We start from the raw sequence: 23764 nt of genomic DNA, 5'->3' as shown, positions 1-23764 counted from the left end.
CGGTTCATTCTTCTTGGATCACGGGCCAGCCGTCGGCGGACCAGCTCAGTCGCGCGATGCGCAGATGCGGCTTGCCGCCGCGTTCGGTGTCGTAGGCGTGGTGCACCATCACGTCGCCGACGACGTCCTGGTGCCCCGGCCCCTTCCAGCGCGTGCCGGTGGCGGCCAGCAGCTGGGTGCCGCCGCCGTCCATCAGGTCGCGGCCGTCGCGGTCCAGGTAAGGCCCGGTCACGGCGCGCGCACGGCCCACGCGGACGTTGTAGGTGCTGTCGGCGCCCTTGCAGCACAGGTCGTAGGACGCGAACAGGTAGACCCAGTCGCCGCGCCGCACGATCGTCGGCGCTTCGATGGCCGGGCTGCGCGCGATGAAGCGCGTGCTGCCGATGGGCTTGAGCGTCGCGGCGTCCAGCTGCGTCAGCCGCAACCCGCCCCAGAAGGAGCCGTAGCTCAGCCAGAGCTTGCCGTCGGTGTCGACGAAGAGGTCGGGGTCGATCGCGTTGAAGTTGTCCGTCGCCACGCTCTGCACGACGAGACCGTCATCGCGCCACTCGCTGCCGTCCGGCCGGTCACTGCTGGCCAGGCCGATGGCCGAGCGGTTCTTGCCGAAGGTGGAGATGGAGTACAGCAGCCAGGTGCGGCCCTGGTGCTGGAACACCTTGGGCGCCCAGACGTCCAGCCCCTTGTGCTCGGGCACGGCCTGCGCCCACCAGGCGGGCGCCTGCTCGAACACCGGCGCCAGGCGCTGCCAGGTCTTGCCCCGGTCGCCGGACGCCAGGCGCTGCAGGCCCTTGCCGGTCGTGAAGACGAACCAGCGGTCGGCCTGGATCAGCAGCGTCGGGTCGTGCGCGCCGGGCTCGGCCTGCGGCGGCTCGACGGCGTCGACGCGTGCGGCCAGGCACAGCGCCAGTGTCGCCACCAGCGCCCACAGCGCGCGCATTACTTGCCCCAGCGAAGCACGAGGGGGTCGAGGCGCTTGGCCGCATCCAGCAGGCCGGCACGCGTCTCGGGGCTCATCTCGGGGAAGGGGTGGCGCGGCGCATCGCTCTTGATGACGCCGCCTTCCTTCATCAGCGCCTTGGCGGTCAGGATGCCGCCCTGGCGGTTCTCGTAGTTGATCAGCGGCAGCCAGCGGCCGTACTCGACGACGGCGGTCTCGCGGTCGCCGGCGTGGAAGGCGTCGAAGATCTTGCGGATGCCGTCGGGGAAGCCGCCGCCGGTCATCGCGCCGGTGGCACCGGCGTCCAGGTCGGCCAGCAGCGTGATGGCTTCCTCGCCGTCCCACGGGCCTTCAATCGCCGCGCCGCCCACGCGGATCAGCTCGCGCATCTTGGCGGCGGCCTGCGGCATCTCCAGCTTGAAGTACTTCACGTTGGTGATGTTCTGCGCCATGCGCGCCAGCAGCGGCACCGACAGCGGCGTGCCGGCCACCGGCGCGTCCTGGATCATGATCGGGATCGAGATCGCGTCGGACAGGCGCTGGTAGAAGCTCTCGATCTGGCCTTCCGACACGCGGAAGGTGGCGCCGTGGTACGGCGGCATGACCATGACCATCGCTGCGCCGAGCTGTTGCGCGAGTTGGCTGCGCTCGATGCAGATCTGCGTCGAATAGTGCGTCGTCGTGACGATGACGGGCACGCGGCCGGCGACGTGGCCCAGGATGGCGCGGGTCAGCGTCTCGCGCTCGGCGTCCGACAGCACGAACTGCTCGGAGAAGTTGGCCAGGATGCACAGGCCCGTGGAGCCGGCGTCGATCATGAAGTCCACGCAGCGCAACTGGCCGGGCAGGTCCAGCGTGCCGTCGGCGTTGAAGATGGTCGGCACGACCGGGAAGACGCCGCGGTACGGGCGGGAGGTGGAGGCGCTCATGTGCGGTCCCTTGTCTCTGGGGAAGTTGGATCAAGCACCGGCGTGACGCGGCGCACGGCCGGCTGTCGTCGTCGGCATGCCTCCATTAAAGTATGACTATTTAAGCAAGATCATTGGGGTTAACCCGAAAATCGCCGGCTTTGCAAACAAAAAAGTATGACTAATAATCTTGGCATCGCCTGGCCAAAGAAGCCGGGCAGCTTCCGACCGGAGACATGTCGATGAGTTCCTACGCCCAGTACCCCAGCCTGCAGGACCGGGGCGTCCTGATCACCGGCGGGGCCACCGGCATCGGCGAAACGCTGGTGGAAGCCTTTGCCGCGCAGGGGGCCAAAGTGGCTTTCATCGACCTGGCCGCGGCCGAAGGGGAAGCTCTTGCCGCACGCCTGTCCGGCTCGCGCCACGCGCCTCAGTTCGCGGCCGCCGACCTGTCCAACGTCGACTCGCTGCGCGCCGCGATCGCCGCATTGCGGGAACGCACCGGCCCGTTCAGCGTGTTGCTGAACAACGCTGCCAATGACAAGCGCCATGCGGTCGAAGACACCACGCCGGAGTTCTGGGATGCGAGCACTGCCGTCAACCTCAAGCACCAGTTCTTCACCGCGCAGGCCGTGCTGCCCGACATGAAGGCGCTGGGCGGCGGCAGCATCATCAACTTCGGCAGCATCAGCTGGATGCTCAAGCAGGGCGGCATGCCCGCGTACACGGCCAGCAAGGCTGCGGCGCAGGGCCTGACGCGCTGCCTGGCGCGCGACTTCGGCGTCCACGGGATCCGCGTCAACACGCTGGTGCCAGGCTGGGTGATGACGGAGAAGCAATTGAAGCTCTGGGTTACCGAAGAGACCAAGCAGGAGATCGCCAAGGGTCAGTGCATCAACCGACCCTTGATGCCGCAGCACATTGCGAGCATGGCCTTGTTCCTTGCTGCTGACGACAGCGCCATGTGCACCGCACAGGATTTCATCGTCGACGGCGGGTGGGTTTGATCATGGAATGCCGCGAATACGGACGCCTGCCCGACGGCCGCGTCGTCCACGAATACACGTTGGAAAACGGCCTGGGCCTGAAGCTCACCGCCATCACGCTGGGCGGCATCGTCACCGGCCTGTGGGTGCCCGACGCGCAGGGCGCAGCAGGCAATGTCGTGCTGGGCTTTGACAACCTGGACGACTACGTCCACCGCAACCCGTCCTTCGGCATCATCGTTGGCCGCTACGGCAACCGCATCGCCGGGGCGAGCTTCGAGCTCGACGGCGAGACCCACACGCTGGCCCGCAACGACGGCCCCAACTGCCTGCACGGTGGCACCGAGGGCTTTGGCCACCGGCTCTGGCAGGCCGAGCCCGTCGCGCCTGCTGATCTGCTCGCGGGCGAAGCCGCAGCGCTGCGCTTGCGCCTCACCAGCCCGCATGGCGACCAGGGCTTCCCCGGCGAGCTGCAGGTCCGCGTGCGCTATGCGCTGAGCGCGACGGACAACAGCTGGCGCGTCGACTACGAGGCCACGACCGACCGCGCCACCGTCGTCAACCTGACGCACCACGACTACTTCAACCTCGCCGGTCGCGGCAGCGTGCTGGGCCACCGCCTGACGATTCCCGCGTCGCGCTACAGCGAGGTGGATGCGCACCTGATCCCGCTGCAGCACGCCGCCGTGGACGGCACGCCGTTCGACTTCCGCACGGCGACCGTCATCGAGGCCCGCATCCGCCAGGCCCACCCGCAGCTGCTGCGCGCCAAGGGCTATGACCACAACTGGCTGCTGGACGGCGTGCCCGACGCCGACGGCCTGCGCCGCGCCGCCACGCTGGAAGACCCCACCAGCGGCCGCCGCATGGACGTGCTGACCAGCGAGCCCGCGCTGCAGTTCTACTCCGGCAACTTCCTGGACGGCACGCTGGCCGGCCCGGGTGGCCACATCTACCGCCAGGGCGACGGCCTGTGCCTGGAGACCCAGCACAACCCCGACTCGCCGCACCACGAAGCCGGCGCCGACTGGCCCAGCACCGTGCTGCGCCCCGGCGAGGTGTTCCGCAGCACCACAATCCACCGCTTCTCGTGAACCGCTGAGACCGCGCATGGACCTGCCCGCCCACCAACTGACGATGACCGTGCTGATGACGCCGGACACCGCCAACTTCTCCGGCAACGTGCACGGCGGCAACATCCTCAAACTGCTGGACCAGGTGGCCTACGCCTGCGCCAGCCGCTATGCCGGCCGCTACGTCGTCACGCTGTCGGTGGACCGCGTCATCTTCCGCCAGCCCATCCACGTGGGCGAGCTGGTGACCTTCCTGGCCAGCGTCAACCACACCGGCACCTCGTCGATGGAAGTGGGCATCAAGGTCGTCGCCGAGAACATCCGTACGCAGGAATCGCGGCATGTGAACAGCTGCTACTTCACGATGGTGGCCGTGGGCGACGACAACAAGCCCGTGCCCGTGCCGCCGCTGCGCCCCTTCACCCCCGAGGAGCGCCAGCGCCACGCCTCGGCCATCGCGCGCAAGCAGGCCCGCGCCGCCCTCGAATCCCGCACCGACACCCCGTCCGCATGAGCTCGCAAGCACACCCCTTCACGCTCGCCCTGGCCCAAGCCAACAGCCTCGGCGAAGGCCTGCAATGGCACGCCCCCAGCGGCCGCTGGTGGTGGACCGACATCCAGGGCTCGTGCATCCACGCGTGGACGCCCGGCGCCGCCACCACGTTGCAGGTGTGCCTGCCCGAGCGCGTGGGCTGCTTCGTGCACGCCCGCTCCGGCGCGCTCATCCTGGCCATGGCCAAGCGTGTGGCGCGCCTCACGCTGCCCGACCTGCAGGCCACCGGCGTCATCGACGCCCAGCCCGAGGAACTCGCGCCGCTGGAGGCCCAGCTGCCCAGCACCCGCGCCAACGACGGCCGCTGCGACCGCAGTGGCGCCTTCGTCTTCGGCACGCTGGACGAGGCCGAACCGCGCCGCACCATCGGCGGCTTCTACCAGTACAGCCGCGCCCGCGGCCTGCGCCGCCTGCCGCTGGACGGCGTGGCCATCGCCAACAGCATCTGCTTCAGCCCCGACGGCCGGCGCCTGTACTACTGCGATTCGCCGACGCGCCGCCTCATGGTGTGCGACTACGACTCGGCCAGCGCCCGTGTCAGCGAGCCGCGCGTGTTCGTCAGGAAGGACGGCGAGGCCGCCATCCCGGACGGCTCCACCATCGACGCCCAGGGCTGCCTGTGGAACGCTGAATGGGGCAACGGCGCCGTGGCCCGCTACGCCACCGACGGCCGCCTGCTGGCCCGCTACAGCGTGCCGGTGCGCGACGTGACCTGCCCTGCCCTGGGCGGCCCCGGCGGCGACCAGATTGCCGTCACCACCGCCCGCGTGGGCCTGAGCAGCGCCGAGCTGATGGCCATGCCGCAGTCGGGCAGCCTGTTCGGCATGACGGTGGCGGCGGGGCTGTACCTGGCCGAGACGCTGTTCAACGACGACTGAGCGCGATCCGCTCACGCGCTTGCGCGCCTGGCCGCGGGGTTTTCGGCGAGAGTGCGCCATGCGCCTCGCCCCGCCTCTGCTGTCCCTGTCGATCCTGCTGACGCTGGCGGCGCCGCCGCTGCGGGCCGCCGAGCCTGTCGACCGCACAGACCGCATCGACCGCGCCGCCGTCGTCGCCCGCCATGCGGTGCGCAACACCGGCCTCAACCCCGAGTCCGCGCTGACCGTTGGCAACGGCGACTTCGCCGTCACCGTAGACGTGACCGGCCTGCAGAGCCTGGAGCGCCTCTACTACGACAACGGCCTGCCGCTGGAGACGCGCAACACCTGGAGCTGGCACAGCTTCCCCAACCCCGAGGGCCTGCGCTTCGAGGACACGCTGGCGCCCGTGCCCTTCCACGGCCGCCAGATCCTCTACCCCATCCACCAGAACACCCCTGCCGGTCGCTACTACCGCGAGAACCCCCAGCCCATGCCGCTGGGCCAGTTCCAGTTCACGCTGTACGGTGAGGTGCTGCGCAGCGAAGACATCGCCGGCATCCACCAGACGCTGGACCTGTGGACCGGCATCGTCACCAGCCGCCTGCTGGTGCGCGGCCAGCCGCTGGAGGTGACGACCGCCGCCCACGGCAGCGCCGCCGTGCTGGCCGTGCAGGCGCGCTCACCCTTGATTGCCAGCGGCGACCTGCAGGTGCGCGTGCGCTTGCCGTATGCCTACCGCACGTCAATCGCGCACAAGCCGCCCTTCATCTGGGAGCAGCCGGAGAAGCACCGCAGCACGCTGACCCAGGTGGCCCCGGGCCACGCCCGCATCGCCCGCGAGGCTGACGGCACGCGCTACGACACCGAGCTGCGCTGGAGCACGCCGGCCGAGCTGGTCAGCGCCGCCACGCCGCAGCTCGCCGCGCCGCACGACTACCGGCTGCGTGCGACGACGGGCGACACGATCGCTTTCACGGCCGCGTTTGCCGACGCCGAGCACCCGGCGCCCAACGAGACGGTTGACAGCACGCTGGCATCGTCCAAGCAGGCCTGGCGCGACTACTGGACCAAGGGCGGCATGGTGGATCTGAGCGCCGCCACCGACCCGCGCGCCCAGGAGATCGAGCGCCGCACCATCCAGTCGCTGTACCTGATGCGCGTGAACTACGCCGGCAGCTTCCCGCCCGCCGAGACCGGGCTGCAGCATCTGAGCTGGTTCGGCAAGCACAACTCCGAGGTCTATGTCTTCCACGCCGCGCAGTTCTACCAATGGGGTCATGTGGACCTGCTGGAGAAGGGCCTGGCCTGGTACCTGGGGCAGCTGCCCCAGGGCATCGCGCAGGCCAGGAAGGAGGGCTTCGACGGCGTGCGCTGGCCCAAGATGTCGGGCCTGGACGGCCGCCCCACGCCCGGCGCCATCAACCCCTACATCATCTGGAACCAGCCCAACCCCATCTACCTGGCCGAGCTGGTCTACCGCGCCAAGCCCACGAAAGAGACGCTGGCGCGCTACGGCGCGTTGGTGGCCGAGTCGGCCAAGTTCCTGGCCTCGTTCGCGCACCGCGACCCGGCCACCGGCATCTACCACCTCGGGCCGCCGCTGAAGAACGTCAGCGAAAGCACGTCCGTCGAGCTGGTGCGCAACCCGACCTTCGAGGTGGCCTTCTGGTACTACGGCCTGCAGGTCGCGCAGCAGTGGCGCCAGCGCCAAGGCCTGCCGCCCGAACCGAAGTGGGCCGACGTCATCAAGCACCTCGCCCCGTTGCCGCAGCAGGACGGCAAGTACCTGGAGATCGAGGGCATCCGCAACCTGTTCGGCCCGGGCAAGCGCGGCGCGCCGTCGTCCATGCTGCTGGCGCTGGGCTATCTGCCGGCCACGGACAAGATCGACATCGAGACCGCCCGCCGCACCTTCCATGCCGTGCACGAGCAGCGCGGCGTGGATGGCGGCTGGGTCAGCTGGCAGATGGGCCAGGGCGCACTGACGGCCGCGCGGCTGGGCGAGCCGGAGCGCGCCGTGGCCATCCTCGGCAACACCCGTGCGGCGGCCCATTTCATGCCCAGCGGTTACAGCCGCCGCCCGCGCGACCCCGAGGGCGCCGTGGCCTACCTGCCCACCAATGCCGCCTACCTGATGGCGCTGGGCCTGATGGCTGGCGGCTGGGACGGTGCCCCGGCCGGACCCGCCCCCGGATTCCCCAAGGACGGCGCATGGCATGTGCGCGCCGAAGGCCTGCTGCCCCTGCCATGACGCGCCTGTTGCTGCTGGCCCTGCTGCCGGGAGCGGCGCTGGCCGCCGTCATCGGCCACAACACGCCCGCGCCCGCGCTGAGCGCGGCCCGCATTGCCGAGCTGCCTGCCGCGCAGCGCCTGGCCTGGCAGGCTTACCTCGACCGCTCCGAGCGCCAGATGGCGCTGGACCGCGCCACGCTGGCCCGTGAGCTGAAGGCCGGCGATGCCGTGCCGCCGCCGCCCATTGCCGGCAAGATGAACGCGCCGCTGGACCGCGAGCCCGGCTGGTATGCGTCGGCCGAGGCGGCCCGCATTGCCGCCACCATCCTGAGCTTCCAGACCCCCAGCGGCGGCTGGAGCAAGAACCAGGATCGCCGCGGCCCGCCTCGCCTGCCCGGCCAGCGCTACGCGAACAACGCCGAGACGATGACCGTCGGCACCGGTAGCTTCGACGAGCCGCGAGACCGCTTCTGGACCTTTGTCGGCACGCTGGACAACGACGCCACGCACAGCGAGATCCGCTTCCTGGCGCGCGTGAACGAGCAGCGCGCCGACGACGCCTGCCGGGCGGCCATCCTGCGCGGCATCGGCTATCTGCTGATGGCCCAGACCCCCAACGGCGGCTGGCCGCAGAACTACCCGCTGGAAGGCGGCTTCCACGACGGCATCACCTTCAACGATGACGCCGTGGCCGAGGCCGCGCGGCTGCTGCAGGACGTGGCCGACGGCGCGCCCGGTTTCGCCTTCGTGCCCGAGCCGCTGCGCCGCCAGGCGCGCGCGGCGGCGCAGCGGGCGGTCGAGCTGCTGCTTGCCGCGCAGGTGAAGGTCGGCGGCCGCCTGACGATCTGGCCGCAGCAGGCCGACGCGCTGACCCTTGCGCCCATCTCCGCCCGCAACTACGAGCCACCCGGCCTGGCCAGCGCGGAGAGCGCCGGCGTGCTGCTGTTCCTGATGCAGCAGCGGCGCCCCACGCCCGCGATGAAGGCTGCCGTCGAGGCCGGCATCGCCTGGCTGCAGGCCCAGGCGCTGCGCGACCATGCCTTCACAATGACGCCCGACGGCCGCCAGCTCATCTCGCAGCCCGGCGCCGGCCCGCTGTGGGCGCGGGTCTACGACGTCGCCACCGGCCGCCCCGTCTTCGGCGACTGGGGCAAGACCATCCACGACGACGTCAATGAGATCTCCAAGGGCCGCCGCAACGGCTACACCTGGTGGGGTACCTGGCCGCAGAAGGCGCTGGACGCCTACCCGCGCTGGAAGGCGGCCAATCCCTGACTACTTGCCGATGCAGAAGCTGCTGAAGATGACCCCCAGCAGCTCATCCGCCGAGAACGCGCCGGTGATCTCGCCCAGTGCGTCATGCGCCAGGCGCAGCTCCTCCGCCAGCAGGTCCAGCGCGGCGTCGCGCTGCGCGGCGATGGCGCGGGCGAGTTCGAGGTGTTCGGCTGTGCGGGCCAGCGCCTGCACATGGCGCTCGCGGGCGATGAACAGCCCTTCCGGCACGGCCTGCCAGCCGGCGGTCTTCAGCAGCCGCTGGCGCAGTGCTTCCAGCCCCTTGCCGGTCTTCAGGCTCAGGGCGATCTCACCGGCCGGCGCCGTGCCGAGATCGGTCTTGTTGAAGACCTGCACGATGCGGCTGGCATCGACCGCCGCCAGCCGCGCGCGGATGCGCTCGTCCTCGGCTTCGTAGTCGGGCTGGCCCACGCGGCCCAGGTCGTGCAGGAACAGCACCACGTCGGCATCGGCAATCGCGTCCCAGCTGCGCGACACGCCGATGCGCTCCACCTCGTCGGCCGTGTCGTCGCGCAAGCCGGCCGTGTCGGTGATGTGTAGCGGCACGCCCTCGATCTGGATGGTCTGGCTGACCTTGTCGCGAGTGGTGCCCGGGATGGGCGTGACGATGGCCAGCTCGGCGCCCGCCAGCGCGTTCAGCAGCGAGCTCTTGCCCACGTTGGGCTGGCCGGCGAGCACGACCTTGAGCCCATCGCGCAGCAGCGCGCCCTGGCGCGTGCGGGCCTGGACGGCGCTCAGTTGGGCCGTCAGGCGGTCCAGCCGCCCGAAGGCGTCGGCCTTCTCCAGGAAGTCGATCTCTTCCTCGGGGAAGTCCAGCGTGGCTTCCACCAGCATGCGCAGCTGGATGAGCTGGTCGCGCAGCACGCCCACTTCATGCGACAGCGCGCCGCCCAGCGCGCGGCTGGCGCTGCGCGCGGCGGCCTCGGTGCTGGCGTCGATGAGGTCGGCCACCGCCTCGGCCTGGGCCAGGTCCAGCTTGCCGTTCAGGAAGGCGCGCTGCGTGAACTCACCCGGCTCCGCCAGGCGCACGTTCATCCCCGCCTCGATGACGCGCGCCAGCAGCAGCTGCATGACGACGGCGCCGCCGTGGGCCTGGAGCTCCAGCACATGCTCGCCGGTGTAGGAATGCGGCGCCGGAAAGTGCAGCGCCAGGCCCTGGTCGATGGCCGCGCCGGTGGCGTCGCGGAACGGCAGGTAGGTCGCCTCGCGCGCTTTCAGCGGGCGGCCGCAGACGGCCTGGATGAGCGCCGACAGATCGTGCGGCGATGACACCCGCACGATGCCCACGGCACCCCGGCCCGGAGCGGTGGCAATGGCAGCGATGGGGTCGGCGTGTCGGGCGAGCATGGGCGCAATTGTCGTGGCGCCCAAAAGCAAACAGCCGCTCGTCGGAGCGGCTGTTGCAGGTGTTGGCGCGGGGGAGGCCGGGTTCAAGGACTCTCGTGAGCCTCGTCCGGGCCGGTGTTCTCTGCCCCGCAACGCGATTGAACGCCCATCGCCGGGCACAAAAAAGCCCCCGAGCACGGGGGCTGTGCAGATTCACGTGACTCAAGTCACGTGGCGCAGCGTCAGTTCACGCCCATCTGCTTGTTGATCATCCACTGCTGGGCGATCGACAGGATGTTGTTGGTGAGCCAGTACAGCACCAGGCCGGCCGGGAACACGAAGAACATGATGCCGAAGGCGATGGGCATGATCCACATCATCTTCTGCTGCATGGGGTCGGCGGCCGGCGGGTTCAGCCAGACCTGGAACAGGCTGGACAGCATCATCAGCAGCGGCAGGATGAAGTAGGGGTCGCGCACCGACAGGTCGGTGATCCAGAAGATCCACGGCGCCTGGCGCATCTCGACGGTGGACAGCAGCACCCAATACAGCGCCATGAAGATGGGCATCTGCAGGAAGATGGGCAGGCAGCCGCCGATGGGGTTGATCTTCTCCTCGCGGTAGATCTTCATCATCTCCTGCTGCATCTGCTGCGGGTTGTCCTTGAGGCGCTCCTTCATCTCGTTGATGCGCGGCGCGACGGCCTTCATGCGGGCCATGGACTTGTAGGCGCTGGCGTTCAGGCCGTACAGCGCGATCTTCAGCAGCAGCACGAGGGCGACGATGGTCCAGCCCCAGTTGCCGATGATGCCGTGCAGCTTGTCCAGCAGCCAGAACAGCGGCTCGGCCAGGATGGTCAGCATGCCGTAGTCCTTGACGCGCTCCAGGCCGGGCGCCAGTTCGGCCAGCTTGTTCTCTTCCTGCGGGCCGGCGAACAGCGTGGCCTTCTGCGTCGTGCTCGCGCCGGGCGCCAGCGTGGGCAGCGTGAACACCAGGCCGGTGGCGTAGGTGTCGCCGCGCACACCGGCCTGGCCGGGCAGCTTGCGGATGAAGAACTCGCGGTTGCCCGGCTCGTTGACCAGCCAGGCGCTGGCGAAGTAGTGCTGGATCATCGAGACCCAGCCATCGGCGGCCTGCTTCTCGATGTCGACCTTGTTCTTGTCGATGTCTTCGAAGGTGACGGTCTTGAACTTGGTCTTGTCGTTGTAGACGGCCGGGCCCGTGAAGCTGGGCGTGAACGCCGCGCCGCCGGTGACGGTGGAGCCGTCACGCACCAGCTGCAGGTAGACCTGCGGCGTTACCGGCGCGGTGCCGGCGTTGACGACTTCATGCGTGACGCCCACCGTGTACGCACCGCGCTTGAACGTGTAGGTCTTGACCAGCTTGACGCCGCCGACCTCGGCGGACTCCAGGCGCAGCTGGACTTCATCCTGGCCGGTCTTGAGCTCGCGCTCGCCCGCCACGGCTGTCATGGGCGTGTTGTGCGTCGGCAGCGGGCCGGAACCGCCCACCAGGCCGGTCTGGGCGCGGTACTGCTGGGCCGCGTTGAACAGCACGACGGGCTCAGGCGTGAAGGGCGCGGGATCCTTCAGGCGCACCATCTGCAGCAGCTGGTCGGTGACCGTGGGGTCGGGCGACGTCAGGTACTTGGGCAGCTCGGCGCGCACGATGTCGCCGCCCAGCGTGTCGACGGTGACCGTCAGCACATCGGTGCGGATGGTGATCTTCTCGGACGGCGCTGCCACGGGTGCTGCGGATGCCGGGGCCTGGGCTGCGCCCGCAACCGTGGGCGTCGGCACGCCACCCGACGCGGCGCCCTGCGGTGCCGGCGCGGCAGCGCGCGGCGCGGGGCTGAACATCGAGGGCTGTCCGTTGTGCTTCTGCCAGCCGTCCCACAGGAGGACGAGGGACATGACGAACACCATCCAGAGCACGGTGCGGCGAATATCAGTCATGAGGGGGCTCGGAGGAAGACGGTGCGCAAGGCACCGGGGAGATCAATCGGGAAAACAGGCGCGGCGCATTGTCCGGCACGGGGTCGTGGCCGCCGTCGCACCAGGGCTGGCAGCGCAGGATGCGGTGCACTGTCAGGTAGCTGCCGGCCAGGGCGCCATGCTTCTCAAGCGCTGCCAGGGAGTACCGCGAGCAGGTCGGCTCGAACCGGCAGCTGTTGCCCAGCCAGGGGCTGAGCATGAGGCGATAGCCGCGCACCACGGCCATCAGAGCGCGCGCGGGCCAGCTGGGGGTCATGGCGCGCGCTCCGCCTTCAGCACGCGGTCCAGCAACTGGGCCAGCTCGGCGCGCGCAGCGGCGCGCAGCGCATCGGAGGCGGCGCTGGGAAACTGCTGGCGATCAAACGGAGAACGCAAACGCACCACCCACAAGCCCGGCGGCATGCCGGGGCGCTCGGCAAATGCGGCGCGAATCTGGCGCTTCAAGAGCTGGCGCGTGACCGATCGCTTCGCGTGCCGTTTGGGAACGACCATGCCCACCCAGCAGCTTTCAGGTGCCGCAGGCGGGACGGGCTCCACAGGGGTGTGGATAACGGGTGTGCTGCCTGTTGATAACTCAGCCTGGGCAGAGCGCAGGCGAGCAGCCGCCCAGGCGCTGGGCGCCGGGTTGGCGGGCAGGTGGTGCAGCGCGAAATGCGCGCTGCGCGAGCGGCTCGGACGCGCGAGCACGCGTTCGAAGTCCACCGGGCGTTGGATGCGACCGATCATCAGCTGCCCGGCAGTTGACGGCGCGGGCGCGCCGCCATGTGCGGCAAGGCCTTAGACGGCCAGACGCTTGCGGCCCTTGGCGCGGCGAGCGGCGATGACGGCACGGCCGCCACGCGTCTTCATGCGCACGAGGAAGCCGTGGGTGCGGGCGCGGCGGGTCTTGGAGGCTTGGTAAGTACGCTTCATGGGGAACCTCTTTGGAGGGGTTTGTTCGCTCCGGGCACAGCGGTTGGTCCCCGGCAAAAGGAGCGCACGGCAAAGCAGTCGCAGTGCGCGAAAACCCGCGATTACAGCAGATGCCGCCTCGCCGGTCAACAAGTAGCCCGCTGCCAGGCGGGTTTGCCGGGGATTGACCCTGTCGGAAATTCTGTGGATAACCCTGCTTTCGCGAGCGCTCGGGACGTACAATCCGAGCGCTCGAAAACAAGTTTTCCACAATGAGCCTAGAAGAACACAACAGGGCGGATGGGATGCAGGTGTCAGCGAGCATGAACACGGCGGAATGGGCTTCGGACCTCTGGCGGCGCGGTTGCGAACGCCTGGCCACCGAACTGCCCGAGCAGCAATTCAACACCTGGATCCGCCCCCTGCCGCCCGCCACCGTGGCTGGCGAAGGCGCCGATGCCGCCAGCGCGCTGGTGGCCACGCTGAAGGTGCCCAACCACTTCAAGCGTGACTGGATTCGCCGTCAGTACGCGGCGCGCATTGAAGCCATCCTGACCGAACTCGCCGGCCGCCCGACGCGGCTGGAGCTGGCGCTGGCTGCGCGTGACGCGGCGGCCCCGATCGCCGTGGCGACGCCAGGTGCGGCGGCGCCGCAGCAGTTGTCCGTGCTGCCGGCCGAGCCCAGCGCGGCGCTCAAGCCCGTGGTGCCGGCGCCGTCGTCGATCGTGCTGCCTTCGCAAGCGCCGGCTTCGGCCAAGCACCGCATCAACCCGTCGCTCACCTTCGACACCCTGGTGCCGGGCCGTGCCAACCAGATGGCCCGCACCGCGGCGCTGCACGTGGCCGGCGCACCAGGCGTGACCTACAACCCGCTGTTCATCTACGGCGGTGTGGGCCTGGGCAAGACTCACTTGATTCATGCCGTGGGCAACGCGCTGCTGAAGGATCGCCCGGACGCCCGCGTGCTGTACCTGCACGCCGAGCAGTTCATCTCCGACGTCGTCAAGAACTACCAGCGCAAGACCTTCGACGAGCTCAAGGCCAAGTACCACTCGCTGGACCTGCTGCTCATCGACGATGTGCAGTTCTTCGCCGGCAAGGACCGCACGCAGGAAGAGTTCTTCAACGCCTTCGAGGCGCTGCTGGCCAAGAAGGCGCACATCATCATGACCTCGGACACGTATCCGAAGGGTCTGGTGGACATCGACGAGCGGTTGACCTCCCGCTTTGATGCCGGCCTGACGGTCGCCATCGAGCCGCCCGAGCTGGAGATGCGCGTTGCCATCCTGATCAAGAAGGCCGAGGCCGAGGGTACGCCCATGCCCGAGGACGTGGCCTTCTTCGTCGCCAAGAACGTGCGCGCCAACGTGCGCGAACTCGAAGGCGCGCTGCGCAAGGTGCTGGCCTATGCCAAGTTCTCGCACAAGGAGATCAGCATCAACCTGGCGCGCGAGGCGCTGAAGGACCTGCTGTCCATCCAGAACCGCCAGATCGGGGTGGAGAACATCCAGAAGACGGTGGCCGACTTCTACAAGATCAAGGTCGCCGACATGTACTCCAAGAAGCGCCCGGCCAGCATCGCGCGGCCGCGCCAGATTGCGATGTACCTGGCCAAGGAGCTCACGCAGAAGAGCCTGCCCGAGATCGGCGAGTTGTTCGGTGGCCGTGACCACACGACCGTGCTGCATGCCGTGCGCAAGATCGGTGGCGAGCGCCAGAAGAACACCGAGCTCAACCAGCAGCTGCACGTGCTGGAGCAGACGCTGAAAGGCTGAGTTCGGGGCTGGGCTACGGGTTGTCCCGTAGCTGCCGGCGTTGCCCCCTTGGCCGGGGGCGCACCCTTTCCGGGCGACAATCGCGGCTTCACGCGCGCGCGCGGTTTTGGGGCTTGCCCCAGCTGAAATCTCTCTCCCCAAGAGGCCCTCATGATCGTTTTGAAAGCTCCCCAGGACCAGGTGCTCGGCGCGCTGCAGGCGGTGTCCGGCATCGTTGAGCGGCGGCACACGCTGCCCATCCTGGCCAACGTGCTGATCCGCAAGACCGGCAATCAGGTGGAGCTGACGACGAGCGACCTCGAGATTCAAGTGCGCACGACCGTGCAGTTCGACGGCGATGCCGGCGATCTGAGCACCACCGTCGGCGCGCGCAAGCTCATCGACATCCTGCGTGCGCTGCCCAGCGACCAGACCGTCAGCCTGACGAGCAATCAGAACAAGATGACGCTGCAGGGCGGCAAGAGCCGCTTCACGCTGCAGACGCTGCCGGCTGACGACTTCCCCCTCGTGCAGGAAGCCGCCGACTTCGGCCCCGCGTTTAGCGTGCCGCAGAAGGCGCTCAAGGGCCTGATCAACCAGGTGCACTTCGCGATGGCGGTGCACGACATCCGCTACTACCTGAACGGCATCCTGTTCGTCGCCGAAGGCAAGAACCTGACGCTGGTGGCCACCGACGGCCACCGCCTGGCGCTGGCCCAGGCCGAGCTGGAGGTGGACATCCCCAAGCAGGAAGTCATCCTGCCGCGCAAGACCGTGCTGGAACTGCAGCGCCTGCTGAAGGACGGCAAGGACGACGACGCCATCGAGATGCGCTTCGCCGGCAACCAGGCCAAGTTCAGCTTCAGCGGCATGGAGTTCGTGACCAAGCTGGTCGAGGGCAAGTTCCCCGACTACAACCGCGTCATCCCCAAGAACCACAAGTTCCGCCTGACGCTGGGCCGCGCCCCGCTGCTGTCCAGCCTGCAGCGCGCCGCCATCCTGACCAGCGAGAAGTTCAAGGCCGTGCGCCTGACCTTCGAGCCGGGCCTGCTGAGTATCGCGTCCAGCAATGCCGAGCAGGAAGAGGCCAAGGAAGAGATCGAGATCGACTACGGCGGCGACAAGATCGAGACCGGCTTCAACGTGACCTACCTGATGGACGCGCTGTCCAACATGAGCCAGGACATGGTCTGCATTGACCTCAACGACAGCGCGTCGAGTGCGCTGCTCACCATTCCGGACACCACGGGCTTCAAGTACGTCGTCATGCCGATGCGGATTTGAGCCTGCGGCTCAAATCCGCTGCGCGGTGCATGTGTCGCACCCCCCTGCCCCCCGCCGAGCGGGGGGTTCTAGTTTGAGAGTTGTACCGGCCGCGCTGCGGCCTTGAAAGTCCCCGATGAGCGATAGCGTCACCCCCGAGAACACTCCCGCACCGGCTCCGCAACCTGCCGCCTACGACGCCAGCTCCATCCAGATCCTGGAAGGCCTGGAGGCGGTGCGCAAGCGCCCGGGCATGTACATCGGCGACACGTCCGACGGCACCGGCCTGCACCACCTCGTGTTCGAAGTGGTCGACAACTCCATCGACGAGGCCCTGGCCGGCCACTGCGACGACATCGTCGTCACCATCCACACCGACAACTCCATCTCCGTCATCGACAACGGCCGCGGCATCCCCACCGGCGTCAAGATGGACGACAAGCACGAACCCAAGCGCTCGGCCGCCGAGATCGCGCTGACCGAGCTGCACGCCGGTGGCAAGTTCAACCAGAACAGCTACAAGGTGTCCGGCGGCCTGCACGGCGTGGGCGTGTCCTGCGTGAACGGCCTGTCCAAGTTCCTGCGCCTGACGGTGCGCCAGGGCGGCAAGGTCCACTTCCTGGAGTTCGCCAAGGGCATCCCGCAGAACGGCGAGAGCGTCATGGTGGACGGCGTGGAGACGCGCCCCATGAAGGTCATCGGCGAGACCGACAAGCGCGGCACGGAAGTCCACTTCCTGCCCGACACCGAGATCTTCAAAGAGAACAACGACTACCACTACGACATCCTCGCCAAGCGCCTGCGCGAGCTCTCGTTCCTGAACAACGGCGTCAAGATCCGCCTCGTCGACGAGCGCACCAACAAGGAAGACAACTTCGCCTATGCGGGCGGCGTGAAGGGCTTCGTCGAGTTCATCAACAAGGGCAAGACGACGCTGCACCCGAACATCTTCCACGCCGTGGGCGAGAAGGTGTCCGAGCAGGGCACGACGGTCGGCGTCGAAGTGGCCATGCAGTGGAACGACGGCTTCAACGAGAACGTCCTCTGCTTCACCAACAACATCCCGCAGCGCGACGGCGGCACCCACCTGACCGGCCTGCGCGCGGCCATGACCCGCGTCATCAACAAGTACATCGAAGACAACGAACTGGCCAAGAAGGCCAAGGTCGAAGTCGCCGGTGACGACATGCGCGAAGGCCTGGCCTGCGTGGTCAGCGTCAAGGTGCCCGAGCCCAAGTTCAGCTCGCAGACCAAGGACAAGCTCGTCAGCTCGGAAGTGCGCGCGCCGGTGGAAGACATCGTCAGCCGCCTGCTGACCGACTACCTGCTCGAGAACCCGCTGGACGCCAAGACCATCTGCGGCAAGATCCTCGACGCCGCCCGCGCCCGCGAAGCCGCCCGCAAGGCCCGCGAGATGACGCGCCGCAAGGGCGTGCTCGACGGCCTGGGCCTGCCCGGCAAGCTGGCCGACTGCCAGGAGAAAGACCCCGCCCAGTGCGAGATCTACATCGTGGAGGGTGACTCCGCCGGCGGCTCCGCCAAGCAGGGCCGCGACCGCAAGTTCCAGGCCATCCTGCCGCTGCGCGGCAAGATCCTGAACGTCGAGAAGGCGCGCTACGAAAAGCTGCTGACCAGCAACGAAATCATCACGCTGATCACGGCCCTGGGCACCGGCATCGGCCGCGGCGCCGGCACCGACGACTTCAACCCCGACAAGCTCCGCTACCACCGCATCATCATCATGACCGACGCGGACGTGGACGGCGCCCACATCCGCACGCTGCTGCTGACCTTCTTCTACCGCCAGATGCCCGAGCTCGTGGAGCGCGGCCACATCTACATCGCCCAGCCGCCGCTGTACAAGGTCAAGGTCGGCAAGCACGAGCAGTACCTCAAGGACGGCCACGAGTTCGACGGCTTCCTGCTCAAGGTCGCGCTGCAGGACGCGAGCCTGGACACCGGCGACGGCAACACGCTCAAGGGCGACGCGCTGGACGCGCTGGCCCGCAAGTACGTCACCGCGCAGAGCGTCATCGAGCGCCTGTCCAACTGGATGGACATCGAAGCCCTGCACGTGCTGGCCAACGGCCTGGCGCTGAAGCTCGATGCGCGCGACGAAGCCGAGGCCAGCGCTGCGGCGCTGAAGAGCCGGCTGCACAACGCCGAGGTCACTGTCGAGACCGACCCGCGCACCGACAAGCTGTTCCTGAAGATTGCCCGCATGCACCACGGCAACGTGCGCGCCAGCGTCATCACCGCCGACTTCGTACACGGCGCCGACTACGAAGTGCTGGCCGACGCCGGCCTGAGCTTCCAGGGCCTCATCAAGCCGGGCGCCCTCGTGCGCAAGGGCGAAGGCGAGAAGGCCAAGGAAGCCAAGGTCGACGACTTCCGCGCCGCCATGGCCTGGCTGATGACGCAAGCCGAAGGCAGCGTCGGCCGCCAGCGCTACAAGGGCCTGGGCGAGATGAACCCCGAGCAGCTGTGGGAAACGACGATGGACCCCACCGTCCGCCGCCTGCTGCGCGTGCAGATCGAAGACGCCATCGAGGCGGACAAGGTCTTCACGATGCTGATGGGCGACGAAGTGGAACCGCGTCGGGACTTCATTGAGACCAACGCGCTGCGCGCGGGCAATATCGACGTTTGAGACGGTGCTGACGTAGGGCGCCAGAGTAACTGCGACGCGCGCCATAGTTCTGCGACTAGCGGTCGTTAGTTGTTGCGACTGGCCTCTTTCGAAGTCGACAAGGCGTGTAACCTGGCAAAGTCCGTGGCGGCGCAGACTTGATTGACCAAGCCGTAACTGCTGATCCATGGGAATAAAGTCTGTCGGACTCGTAATAAGGTCTGTCGGACAAATCCGATGAAATGACCGCTGTTACAAGTTCAGCGATGACGCCGAGGGCCCCATATGGGGCCCTCATGCTTTGGCGCAGCCGTCAGCGCGGGGAGCACTGCGGCTCAATTGCCGCTCGGTCACTCTGCTGCTTGGCGACCACTAAGGGCACCAGTGCACTCGACCATGGCGAACCCAGAAGTGCGACTGACAGCCGTCACGTAGCCACACTGAAGGGGTCAGGGATGGGCGGCCCTCCTCGTCCAGGAGCAGATCCCAGCGCGGTGCTGCCTCTTTGATCAGTAGCAGCTCGATCTTCCTGCCACAACCGCAAGGGCACCGCATCCCTACACACCAATCTTCATCGCCGTCCCGCGCCAGCACGAGGGCCCTCAACGGCAGCCTAGGAGGCAGGCTGTCTCCACTGACCACCTGGAGGCGGCGAGCCGGGGCCACGAAGTCGAACAGCCTCAGCAACAGCCTCTTGGCCTTCATGCGATTGCCTCCGACCTCGGCGCGCGAAGGGCGGGGAGCCCCAGGAGCGGCTCCAGGTCGCCGCGTGCGAACTGGGGGATGGTCGTCGTTGGGAACGACTCAACCGGGAAGAAATCCTCTTCGTTCGCAGCGAGACTGAACTGCGTTCTGGCGTACGCAGCGTTGGACTCATGGCGAAACGGGTGGGCCCGCGCGATGAACTCCATCACGCATGCGGATGCCGCCCTCATGTTCAACGCAATGACTGCTGGCGCTTCTTCGGTGACGCCGCGCAGATAGCCGGCCTGCATCTCTTCCCTGTGTGCATCCGGTGCCGTGCGCCGCAGGTACTCCGCGCGCAGCGAGGCGGGGTCGTAGACCCCACGATCTTGAAGCGTCGGGCCACCCGGGTGGACGTAGTCGATTCGCCCGCAGACGTCCGCGATGGCCGCCCCCCGCTGCGCTTTTCTGGTTGGAATCGAGACGCCGACGTCGAACAGCGGGATCAAGAAGCTGGCGGCCAACAGATCTGCGATCTGTCGAGCGTCAAGGGTGTCGACGCACGAGAACATCACGTCGGTTTGGCTGGCGCACAGCACTGCTTCGCGTGTCGAGATGGAGGCGTTCACTGGTACGGCGACCCCCTCGCCCCTGTAGCTGGTCACAGCTTCAGCAAACGCGACGACCTTCGATCTCTGAGCCTTGGCGTCCGCAAGCGTCGAGTTGACGATTCGATTCAGATTGCGCGGTTCGATCTTGTCGAAGTCGATGAGGATCACCTGGCCGAATCCAAGCCGTGCGAGCTGCTCCGCGACGAGCGAGCCCGTCCCAGACACACCGATGACGCAGGCGCTGAGGCGACCGAGCTCTTGGGTCGCTTCGCTGGTGAATGCTGTTGGTCGAGGGCTGAACTTCCTGTCGGCCCAGTGCCAGGTGAGGTCATCACCTGCAACCATCACGGACTCGATCGGGATCGGTGACATGTCCTGCCGGTACAGACGCGCCAACATGGCGCCATCAGGGGTCATGATCGCTGTGCCGTGCAGGCCGCCAAGCGCTTGAAAGAGGCTGGGCACCGTCAACAGATCGCTTCGGTCGTCGTGCCGAGAGAAGCCGAACAGACCACCTGGATGCGAGTGGGTCAGCACCAAAGAGAGGCCATCAGCTTCCGCCAAGTCAAAGGCCTCTTCGATCGCCGAACCCGGCCAAACCAGGTAGTCCGAGCGCCGCTCCTTACAAGCGGAATGCGGCACCAACAACACCTGCTTCACGAGCAGGCGCACTCGTGGACCAGGAGTCCGAGCGCAGAGCAAGATGGCGGCTGCCTCAAGACCATCGCCTGGAAAGAGGTGATCTCGCAGCTTCCGGTGGTCTGCATAGGTGATCGTCAGGTTGGTGGACGGGTTCACTGCTGCACCTCTTTGGCCAGCGCTGACTCGACCAGGGCAAGGTGCGTCACGACGTTGTCGGAGTCCGGTCGCCACTGACAGGCATCGGACCGATGGCGTGACCACCGCTGGTAGGACTGGCCACATATGGCCTCCTGTACCTGCGTGCACTCAATCGTTTGACCACTGTTGAGCGCGAGACTCGGGAAGACATAGAACATGTCGATTTGCGCCCCGGGGTAGGTCGGCGGCACTTCGAGGGCCAAGGTGATCTGCTGTTGGTTGTAGCCCGCGGGAACCGAATACCCAAAGATCAGCAGCCAGCGCCGCTGGTTGTCGAGCACCGTCTCCCACCGGGCAAAGTGCTCGTCGAGGTAGTGTTCGTCGACGTCCAGCAACGGGAAGTCACGGCGAAGCGCTTGCGCAGCTTCACCGTTGCTCACGTCTTTCGGGGTCAACCGGATCTTCTCGATGCCGGGCGTCCGAAGGTCAACGACCGAGGTGAGTTCGAGCTCCTGCTTCGGTTGCCCCGCCACCTTGAGGAAGATGTGCCAGCCTTGATTGGTGTCAAAGCCGGCTTGGCGCATCGCCTCACTGACAACGATCGTTGGCGTTGGCACCTCGAGGCGGACGCCCTGGATGTTGAGGATCCAGACGGGGGCTCGGCTGTAGAAGGCTTCGACCCCTGCATGGCCGAGATCGACCAGGTCGTGGTCTCCGACGACAACGTCAGCCTTGTCCTGACGCTCCAAGTACAGGAGTTTGTCCGCCTGAACGCCGCCGAGGTGGCGCAGGATGCTCCCGGAGATCCGCTGCGCGGGCCAATCGATGCGCTTGCCATCGATCGTCAGCCGATACGAGCGGTCGGTGACGACCACAACGAACCGGCCGCCGGGCTGCGGAACGCTCACAACTTCGGTTGGGCGAATGTCTTCCAGTTCGCCGTTGGCCAGCAGGTGGAGAACGGTGACCACCTGGGTATCGCTGTATCCAGCTGCGCTGGCAATTTGCGCCCCGGTGGGGGTGTGGTCAGCCAGAGGAACAGGCTTGAACACGAGGTCGAGGCCAGCGACCTCGATGAAGTGCCCATCTTGGGCAGGAAGGAAGGTGTTTGCGTTGGGCATGGCTGCCCCTTTCGTAAAGCGAAATGAACGTTGTTCCGTGACTGGTCAGCCACGAAAGACCACAGACATCGCTTGGGAGCCTTGACTAGGGGCTTCGACGCAAACACACTCTCAATCGCCAAACCGAGTCGGGCGTTCGCGTCAGATTCACCCCTAAGGGCAAGCTCTCAAGCTTGCCCTTTCCTATTTGTACGGCAGCATTTGTTGCGCCTCCTTTCTCACTGGCAGGCCAGTTGGTTGTTTAACAAGTCGGAGACCTTGCCAGCAGAGCTGATCAGGTTTGACAGCAGGCGCCAGTTCTCCGTCTCCTTGCGAACTCTCCCGGCGATGATGGCCGGGTGAATCTGCAGTTGCCGCGCCAGGTCGACCGCGTCCTCGGTCGAGTGGCTGATCCTGACTGGGGCGTTGACCCAAGCGGCCTCGGGAATCAAGGCTTCTCCGGCCTCCCGATCGGCCTCCAGCTCTTGATCGCTGGTTCGGGTCTTGTCGTCCAGGTTGTCCGCAAAGCACGGATCCGACGCAGTCAAATGCCGCTGGACGTGGATGAGTTCGTGCAGCAGGGCGAACCAGAAGTTGTCGATACGGTCGTGCCGAAGCGTCAGCGCAACAATCGGTGCTTCGCCGTCCAGCATCGCTGCCCCGTCGAGGTAGGTCTTGTCGAAGTGCCGCTCAAAGACCAACGCGATGCCGTGGTTGGAGAGGTACTCCTGAGCCAGCAGCGGGCCAGACTCGAAGGTCGACAGCCGAGTCAGGTTGCGGATCCACTCTGACGTGATGACGCCGTGCTGATACGTGCCTTTGAGAGCCATGGCGCGTGCCTTTCGCAGCACGCAGGCTTGCCAAACCTTGAACGCGTACTCGTCCATGGTGCGGGCTCCCGTTTGATGGAGCGTCGCACGCATCATGACCGGCTGTCCGCCCAGGCCTGACGCGCATCGAAAGAAGCCCGTCACCAGTTCTTCTGCGTATTCCTTCAGGGACTGCAGCGGCCGCTTGTTCGGCCCGAACAGGCCACGTTCCTGCATCTCGGCCAACGGGAACTTCGTGTAGTCCACCGTCGAATCAACCGACAGCTCTTGCCCTTCGCCGATCAGCACGTCAGCCGGGATGCCCAGGCCTGCGTGCAGACGGCGGATCATCGCCAAGCTCAGCGGGCGCTTGCGGCTCAGTACCTCGGAGACCTTGGACATTGAGCCGATGTAGGGCACGAGGTCCTTGTGTGCCAGCCGCTGCTGATCCATGCGGAACAGGATGGCGTCGATCGGGTCCGGCGGCGTAGGGGGGAACTTGGTCTGTTCGTACGACTGGATGAGCAGAGCCAGCAACTCCAGCTCAGCCTCTTCGGTGGTCCCCGCTGCGGGGTCCATGTCCATCAGCTCAGACAGCCGAGCAACGGCAACGGCGTGATCGCCGTCCGTCTTCAGTACTCGAATCTGCGTGCTCATGTTCTTCTCCTGGTGTCGAGGGTCTTGGGGCTCACTGGCCGAAGTTCTTCTTGTCGTACTCGGCGTGTGTGCCGCCCCACTCGATCATGACGATGCCGTTCTGAAAACGGACTTTGACAACCAGCCGGTAGCTGTTGCCCTTGATGTTGAAGATGACTCGGTTGCCACCCAAAAAACTTGCTGAGGCGTAGCGGTCCTTGATGTCCTGCGGGGAAGTCCAAGTCGCGCCCTCCACTTCCTTGCGCCAGGCATCCAGCGCTCCCCGAGCGTCTGCATGGGCCGCCTTCAGCTGCTCCAAGATGGGTATGTTGACTAGTTGCATAGGCCTCGCTTTGGCCCCCCGGCATGGTTGAATTGTGACTTCCCAATTGGGGAAGTGTCAATAGTTCCCTTTCCCACGTTGATTGCCTCCTTGTGTTGCTCT

The 23764-nt window shown here is 67.0% G+C and carries 21 protein-coding genes; 9 read left to right on the top strand and 12 right to left on the bottom strand.

The window, feature by feature from the left end:
• Positions 1-4: 4 nt before the first annotated feature.
• Both NYO99_RS12155 and NYO99_RS12150 read right to left on the bottom strand, forming a co-directional pair.
• The gene (locus NYO99_RS12155; protein WP_268167471.1) at positions 5-937 is read right to left on the bottom strand and encodes an arabinan endo-1,5-alpha-L-arabinosidase; all 933 of its coding nucleotides are present in this window, start codon (positions 935-937) and stop codon (positions 5-7) included.
• Complete coding sequence (locus NYO99_RS12150; protein WP_268167470.1) at positions 937-1866, bottom strand: dihydrodipicolinate synthase family protein; 930 nt, start codon at positions 1864-1866, stop codon at positions 937-939. The genes NYO99_RS12155 and NYO99_RS12150 overlap by 1 nt, the downstream gene beginning before the upstream one ends.
• 221 nt (positions 1867-2087) lie before the next feature.
• Between NYO99_RS12150 and NYO99_RS12145 the strand changes: the two genes are divergently transcribed.
• Genes NYO99_RS12145 through pelA form a run of 6 tightly spaced genes read left to right on the top strand, consistent with a single transcriptional unit; the run spans position 2088 to position 8824 of the window.
• Positions 2088-2852 carry an SDR family NAD(P)-dependent oxidoreductase gene (locus tag NYO99_RS12145; RefSeq protein WP_422395499.1) on the top strand — a complete coding sequence of 255 codons (765 nt, stop codon included), beginning with the start codon at positions 2088-2090 and terminating at the stop codon, positions 2850-2852.
• Between the two features lie 2 nt (positions 2853-2854).
• A complete protein-coding gene (locus tag NYO99_RS12140) occupies positions 2855-3925 on the top strand; it encodes an aldose epimerase family protein (protein ID WP_268167468.1) in 1071 nt (356 codons plus the stop codon).
• Between the two features lie 16 nt (positions 3926-3941).
• Positions 3942-4418 (top strand): acyl-CoA thioesterase, encoded by a 477-nt coding sequence (locus NYO99_RS12135; protein WP_268167467.1) that lies wholly within the window; start codon positions 3942-3944, stop codon positions 4416-4418.
• A complete protein-coding gene (locus NYO99_RS12130; protein ID WP_268167466.1) occupies positions 4415-5335 on the top strand; it encodes an SMP-30/gluconolactonase/LRE family protein in 921 nt (306 codons plus the stop codon). The genes NYO99_RS12135 and NYO99_RS12130 overlap by 4 nt, the downstream gene beginning before the upstream one ends.
• 58 nt (positions 5336-5393) lie before the next feature.
• Entirely contained in the window at positions 5394-7568 is a 2175-nt protein-coding gene (locus NYO99_RS12125) for a glycoside hydrolase family 65 protein (protein WP_268167465.1), read from the top strand.
• The gene (pelA, locus tag NYO99_RS12120) at positions 7565-8824 is read left to right on the top strand and encodes a pectate lyase (protein ID WP_268167464.1); all 1260 of its coding nucleotides are present in this window, start codon (positions 7565-7567) and stop codon (positions 8822-8824) included. Before NYO99_RS12125 ends, pelA begins: the two co-directional genes overlap by 4 nt.
• Here the strand turns inward: pelA and mnmE are convergent, their stop codons facing one another.
• The 5 genes from mnmE to rpmH form a co-directional block, all read right to left on the bottom strand.
• The gene (gene mnmE / locus NYO99_RS12115; protein ID WP_268167463.1) at positions 8825-10189 is read right to left on the bottom strand and encodes a tRNA uridine-5-carboxymethylaminomethyl(34) synthesis GTPase MnmE; all 1365 of its coding nucleotides are present in this window, start codon (positions 10187-10189) and stop codon (positions 8825-8827) included.
• 221 nt (positions 10190-10410) lie between these two features.
• A complete protein-coding gene (yidC, locus tag NYO99_RS12110; RefSeq protein ID WP_268167462.1) occupies positions 10411-12123 on the bottom strand; it encodes a membrane protein insertase YidC in 1713 nt (570 codons plus the stop codon).
• Positions 12116-12418 (bottom strand): membrane protein insertion efficiency factor YidD, encoded by a 303-nt coding sequence (yidD, locus tag NYO99_RS12105; RefSeq protein WP_268167461.1) that lies wholly within the window; start codon positions 12416-12418, stop codon positions 12116-12118. Before yidD ends, yidC begins: the two co-directional genes overlap by 8 nt.
• Positions 12415-12888: a ribonuclease P protein component gene (locus NYO99_RS12100; protein WP_268167460.1), complete on the bottom strand. Its 474-nt coding sequence runs from the start codon at positions 12886-12888 to the stop codon at positions 12415-12417. The genes yidD and NYO99_RS12100 overlap by 4 nt, the downstream gene beginning before the upstream one ends.
• A gap of 51 nt (positions 12889-12939) precedes the next feature.
• The gene (gene rpmH / locus NYO99_RS12095) at positions 12940-13074 is read right to left on the bottom strand and encodes a 50S ribosomal protein L34 (protein WP_054021782.1); all 135 of its coding nucleotides are present in this window, start codon (positions 13072-13074) and stop codon (positions 12940-12942) included.
• Between the two features lie 302 nt (positions 13075-13376).
• Between rpmH and dnaA the strand changes: the two genes are divergently transcribed.
• The 3 genes from dnaA (at position 13377) to gyrB (ending at position 18720) form a co-directional block, all read left to right on the top strand.
• Positions 13377-14828 carry a chromosomal replication initiator protein DnaA gene (gene dnaA / locus NYO99_RS12090; protein ID WP_268167459.1) on the top strand — a complete coding sequence of 484 codons (1452 nt, stop codon included), beginning with the start codon at positions 13377-13379 and terminating at the stop codon, positions 14826-14828.
• A gap of 150 nt (positions 14829-14978) precedes the next feature.
• Positions 14979-16091, top strand: a complete 1113-nt coding sequence (gene dnaN, locus NYO99_RS12085; RefSeq protein WP_268167458.1) for a DNA polymerase III subunit beta — start codon at positions 14979-14981, stop codon at positions 16089-16091.
• A 115-nt stretch (positions 16092-16206) separates the two neighbouring features.
• Positions 16207-18720, top strand: coding sequence for a DNA topoisomerase (ATP-hydrolyzing) subunit B (gyrB, locus tag NYO99_RS12080; protein WP_268167457.1), 2514 nt, complete (start codon positions 16207-16209; stop codon positions 18718-18720).
• Between the two features lie 351 nt (positions 18721-19071).
• Here gyrB and NYO99_RS21430 read toward each other — a convergent pair whose 3' ends face one another.
• The 5 genes from NYO99_RS21430 to NYO99_RS12055 all read right to left on the bottom strand — a co-directional run bounded on the left by NYO99_RS21430 (position 19072) and on the right by NYO99_RS12055 (position 23638).
• Positions 19072-19404, bottom strand: coding sequence for a ubiquitination-like system serine protease family protein (locus NYO99_RS21430; protein ID WP_268167456.1), 333 nt, complete (start codon positions 19402-19404; stop codon positions 19072-19074).
• Positions 19401-20792, bottom strand: a complete 1392-nt coding sequence (locus NYO99_RS12070) for a ThiF family adenylyltransferase (RefSeq protein ID WP_268167455.1) — start codon at positions 20790-20792, stop codon at positions 19401-19403. Before NYO99_RS12070 ends, NYO99_RS21430 begins: the two co-directional genes overlap by 4 nt.
• Positions 20789-21895 carry a multiubiquitin domain-containing protein gene (locus NYO99_RS12065; RefSeq protein ID WP_268167454.1) on the bottom strand — a complete coding sequence of 369 codons (1107 nt, stop codon included), beginning with the start codon at positions 21893-21895 and terminating at the stop codon, positions 20789-20791. The genes NYO99_RS12070 and NYO99_RS12065 overlap by 4 nt, the downstream gene beginning before the upstream one ends.
• 218 nt (positions 21896-22113) lie before the next feature.
• Positions 22114-23340, bottom strand: coding sequence for a transcriptional regulator (locus NYO99_RS12060; RefSeq protein WP_268167453.1), 1227 nt, complete (start codon positions 23338-23340; stop codon positions 22114-22116).
• Between the two features lie 31 nt (positions 23341-23371).
• Positions 23372-23638: a type II toxin-antitoxin system HigB family toxin gene (locus NYO99_RS12055; RefSeq protein WP_479685363.1), complete on the bottom strand. Its 267-nt coding sequence runs from the start codon at positions 23636-23638 to the stop codon at positions 23372-23374.
• Positions 23639-23764 lie beyond the last annotated feature (126 nt).

Origin of the sequence: Roseateles hydrophilus, from assembly GCF_026712245.1 — a bacterium.
In the GTDB taxonomy this organism is placed as follows: domain Bacteria; phylum Pseudomonadota; class Gammaproteobacteria; order Burkholderiales; family Burkholderiaceae_C; genus Pelomonas; species Pelomonas hydrophilus.
Note: the sequence above shows the minus strand (reverse complement) of the source record. Positions and strands in the feature narration are given on the sequence as shown.

Excerpts from the sequence above, each read along its gene's own strand:
- NYO99_RS12155 (WP_268167471.1), bottom strand. The coding sequence starts at position 937 with ATGCGCGCGCTGTGGGCGCTGGTGGCGACACTGGCGCTGTGCCTGGCC.
- NYO99_RS12150 (WP_268167470.1), bottom strand. The coding sequence starts at position 1,866 with ATGAGCGCCTCCACCTCCCGCCCGTACCGCGGCGTCTTCCCGGTCGTG.
- NYO99_RS12145 (WP_422395499.1), top strand. The coding sequence starts at position 2,088 with ATGAGTTCCTACGCCCAGTACCCCAGCCTGCAGGACCGGGGCGTCCTG.
- NYO99_RS12140 (WP_268167468.1), top strand. The coding sequence starts at position 2,855 with ATGGAATGCCGCGAATACGGACGCCTGCCCGACGGCCGCGTCGTCCAC.
- NYO99_RS12135 (WP_268167467.1), top strand. The coding sequence starts at position 3,942 with ATGGACCTGCCCGCCCACCAACTGACGATGACCGTGCTGATGACGCCG.
- NYO99_RS12130 (WP_268167466.1), top strand. The coding sequence starts at position 4,415 with ATGAGCTCGCAAGCACACCCCTTCACGCTCGCCCTGGCCCAAGCCAAC.
- NYO99_RS12125 (WP_268167465.1), top strand. The coding sequence starts at position 5,394 with ATGCGCCTCGCCCCGCCTCTGCTGTCCCTGTCGATCCTGCTGACGCTG.
- pelA (WP_268167464.1), top strand. The coding sequence starts at position 7,565 with ATGACGCGCCTGTTGCTGCTGGCCCTGCTGCCGGGAGCGGCGCTGGCC.
- mnmE (WP_268167463.1), bottom strand. The coding sequence starts at position 10,189 with ATGCTCGCCCGACACGCCGACCCCATCGCTGCCATTGCCACCGCTCCG.
- yidC (WP_268167462.1), bottom strand. The coding sequence starts at position 12,123 with ATGACTGATATTCGCCGCACCGTGCTCTGGATGGTGTTCGTCATGTCC.
- yidD (WP_268167461.1), bottom strand. The coding sequence starts at position 12,418 with ATGACCCCCAGCTGGCCCGCGCGCGCTCTGATGGCCGTGGTGCGCGGC.
- NYO99_RS12100 (WP_268167460.1), bottom strand. The coding sequence starts at position 12,888 with ATGATCGGTCGCATCCAACGCCCGGTGGACTTCGAACGCGTGCTCGCG.
- rpmH (WP_054021782.1), bottom strand. The coding sequence starts at position 13,074 with ATGAAGCGTACTTACCAAGCCTCCAAGACCCGCCGCGCCCGCACCCAC.
- dnaA (WP_268167459.1), top strand. The coding sequence starts at position 13,377 with ATGAACACGGCGGAATGGGCTTCGGACCTCTGGCGGCGCGGTTGCGAA.
- dnaN (WP_268167458.1), top strand. The coding sequence starts at position 14,979 with ATGATCGTTTTGAAAGCTCCCCAGGACCAGGTGCTCGGCGCGCTGCAG.
- gyrB (WP_268167457.1), top strand. The coding sequence starts at position 16,207 with ATGAGCGATAGCGTCACCCCCGAGAACACTCCCGCACCGGCTCCGCAA.
- NYO99_RS21430 (WP_268167456.1), bottom strand. The coding sequence starts at position 19,404 with ATGAAGGCCAAGAGGCTGTTGCTGAGGCTGTTCGACTTCGTGGCCCCG.
- NYO99_RS12065 (WP_268167454.1), bottom strand. The coding sequence starts at position 21,895 with ATGCCCAACGCAAACACCTTCCTTCCTGCCCAAGATGGGCACTTCATC.
- NYO99_RS12060 (WP_268167453.1), bottom strand. The coding sequence starts at position 23,340 with ATGAGCACGCAGATTCGAGTACTGAAGACGGACGGCGATCACGCCGTT.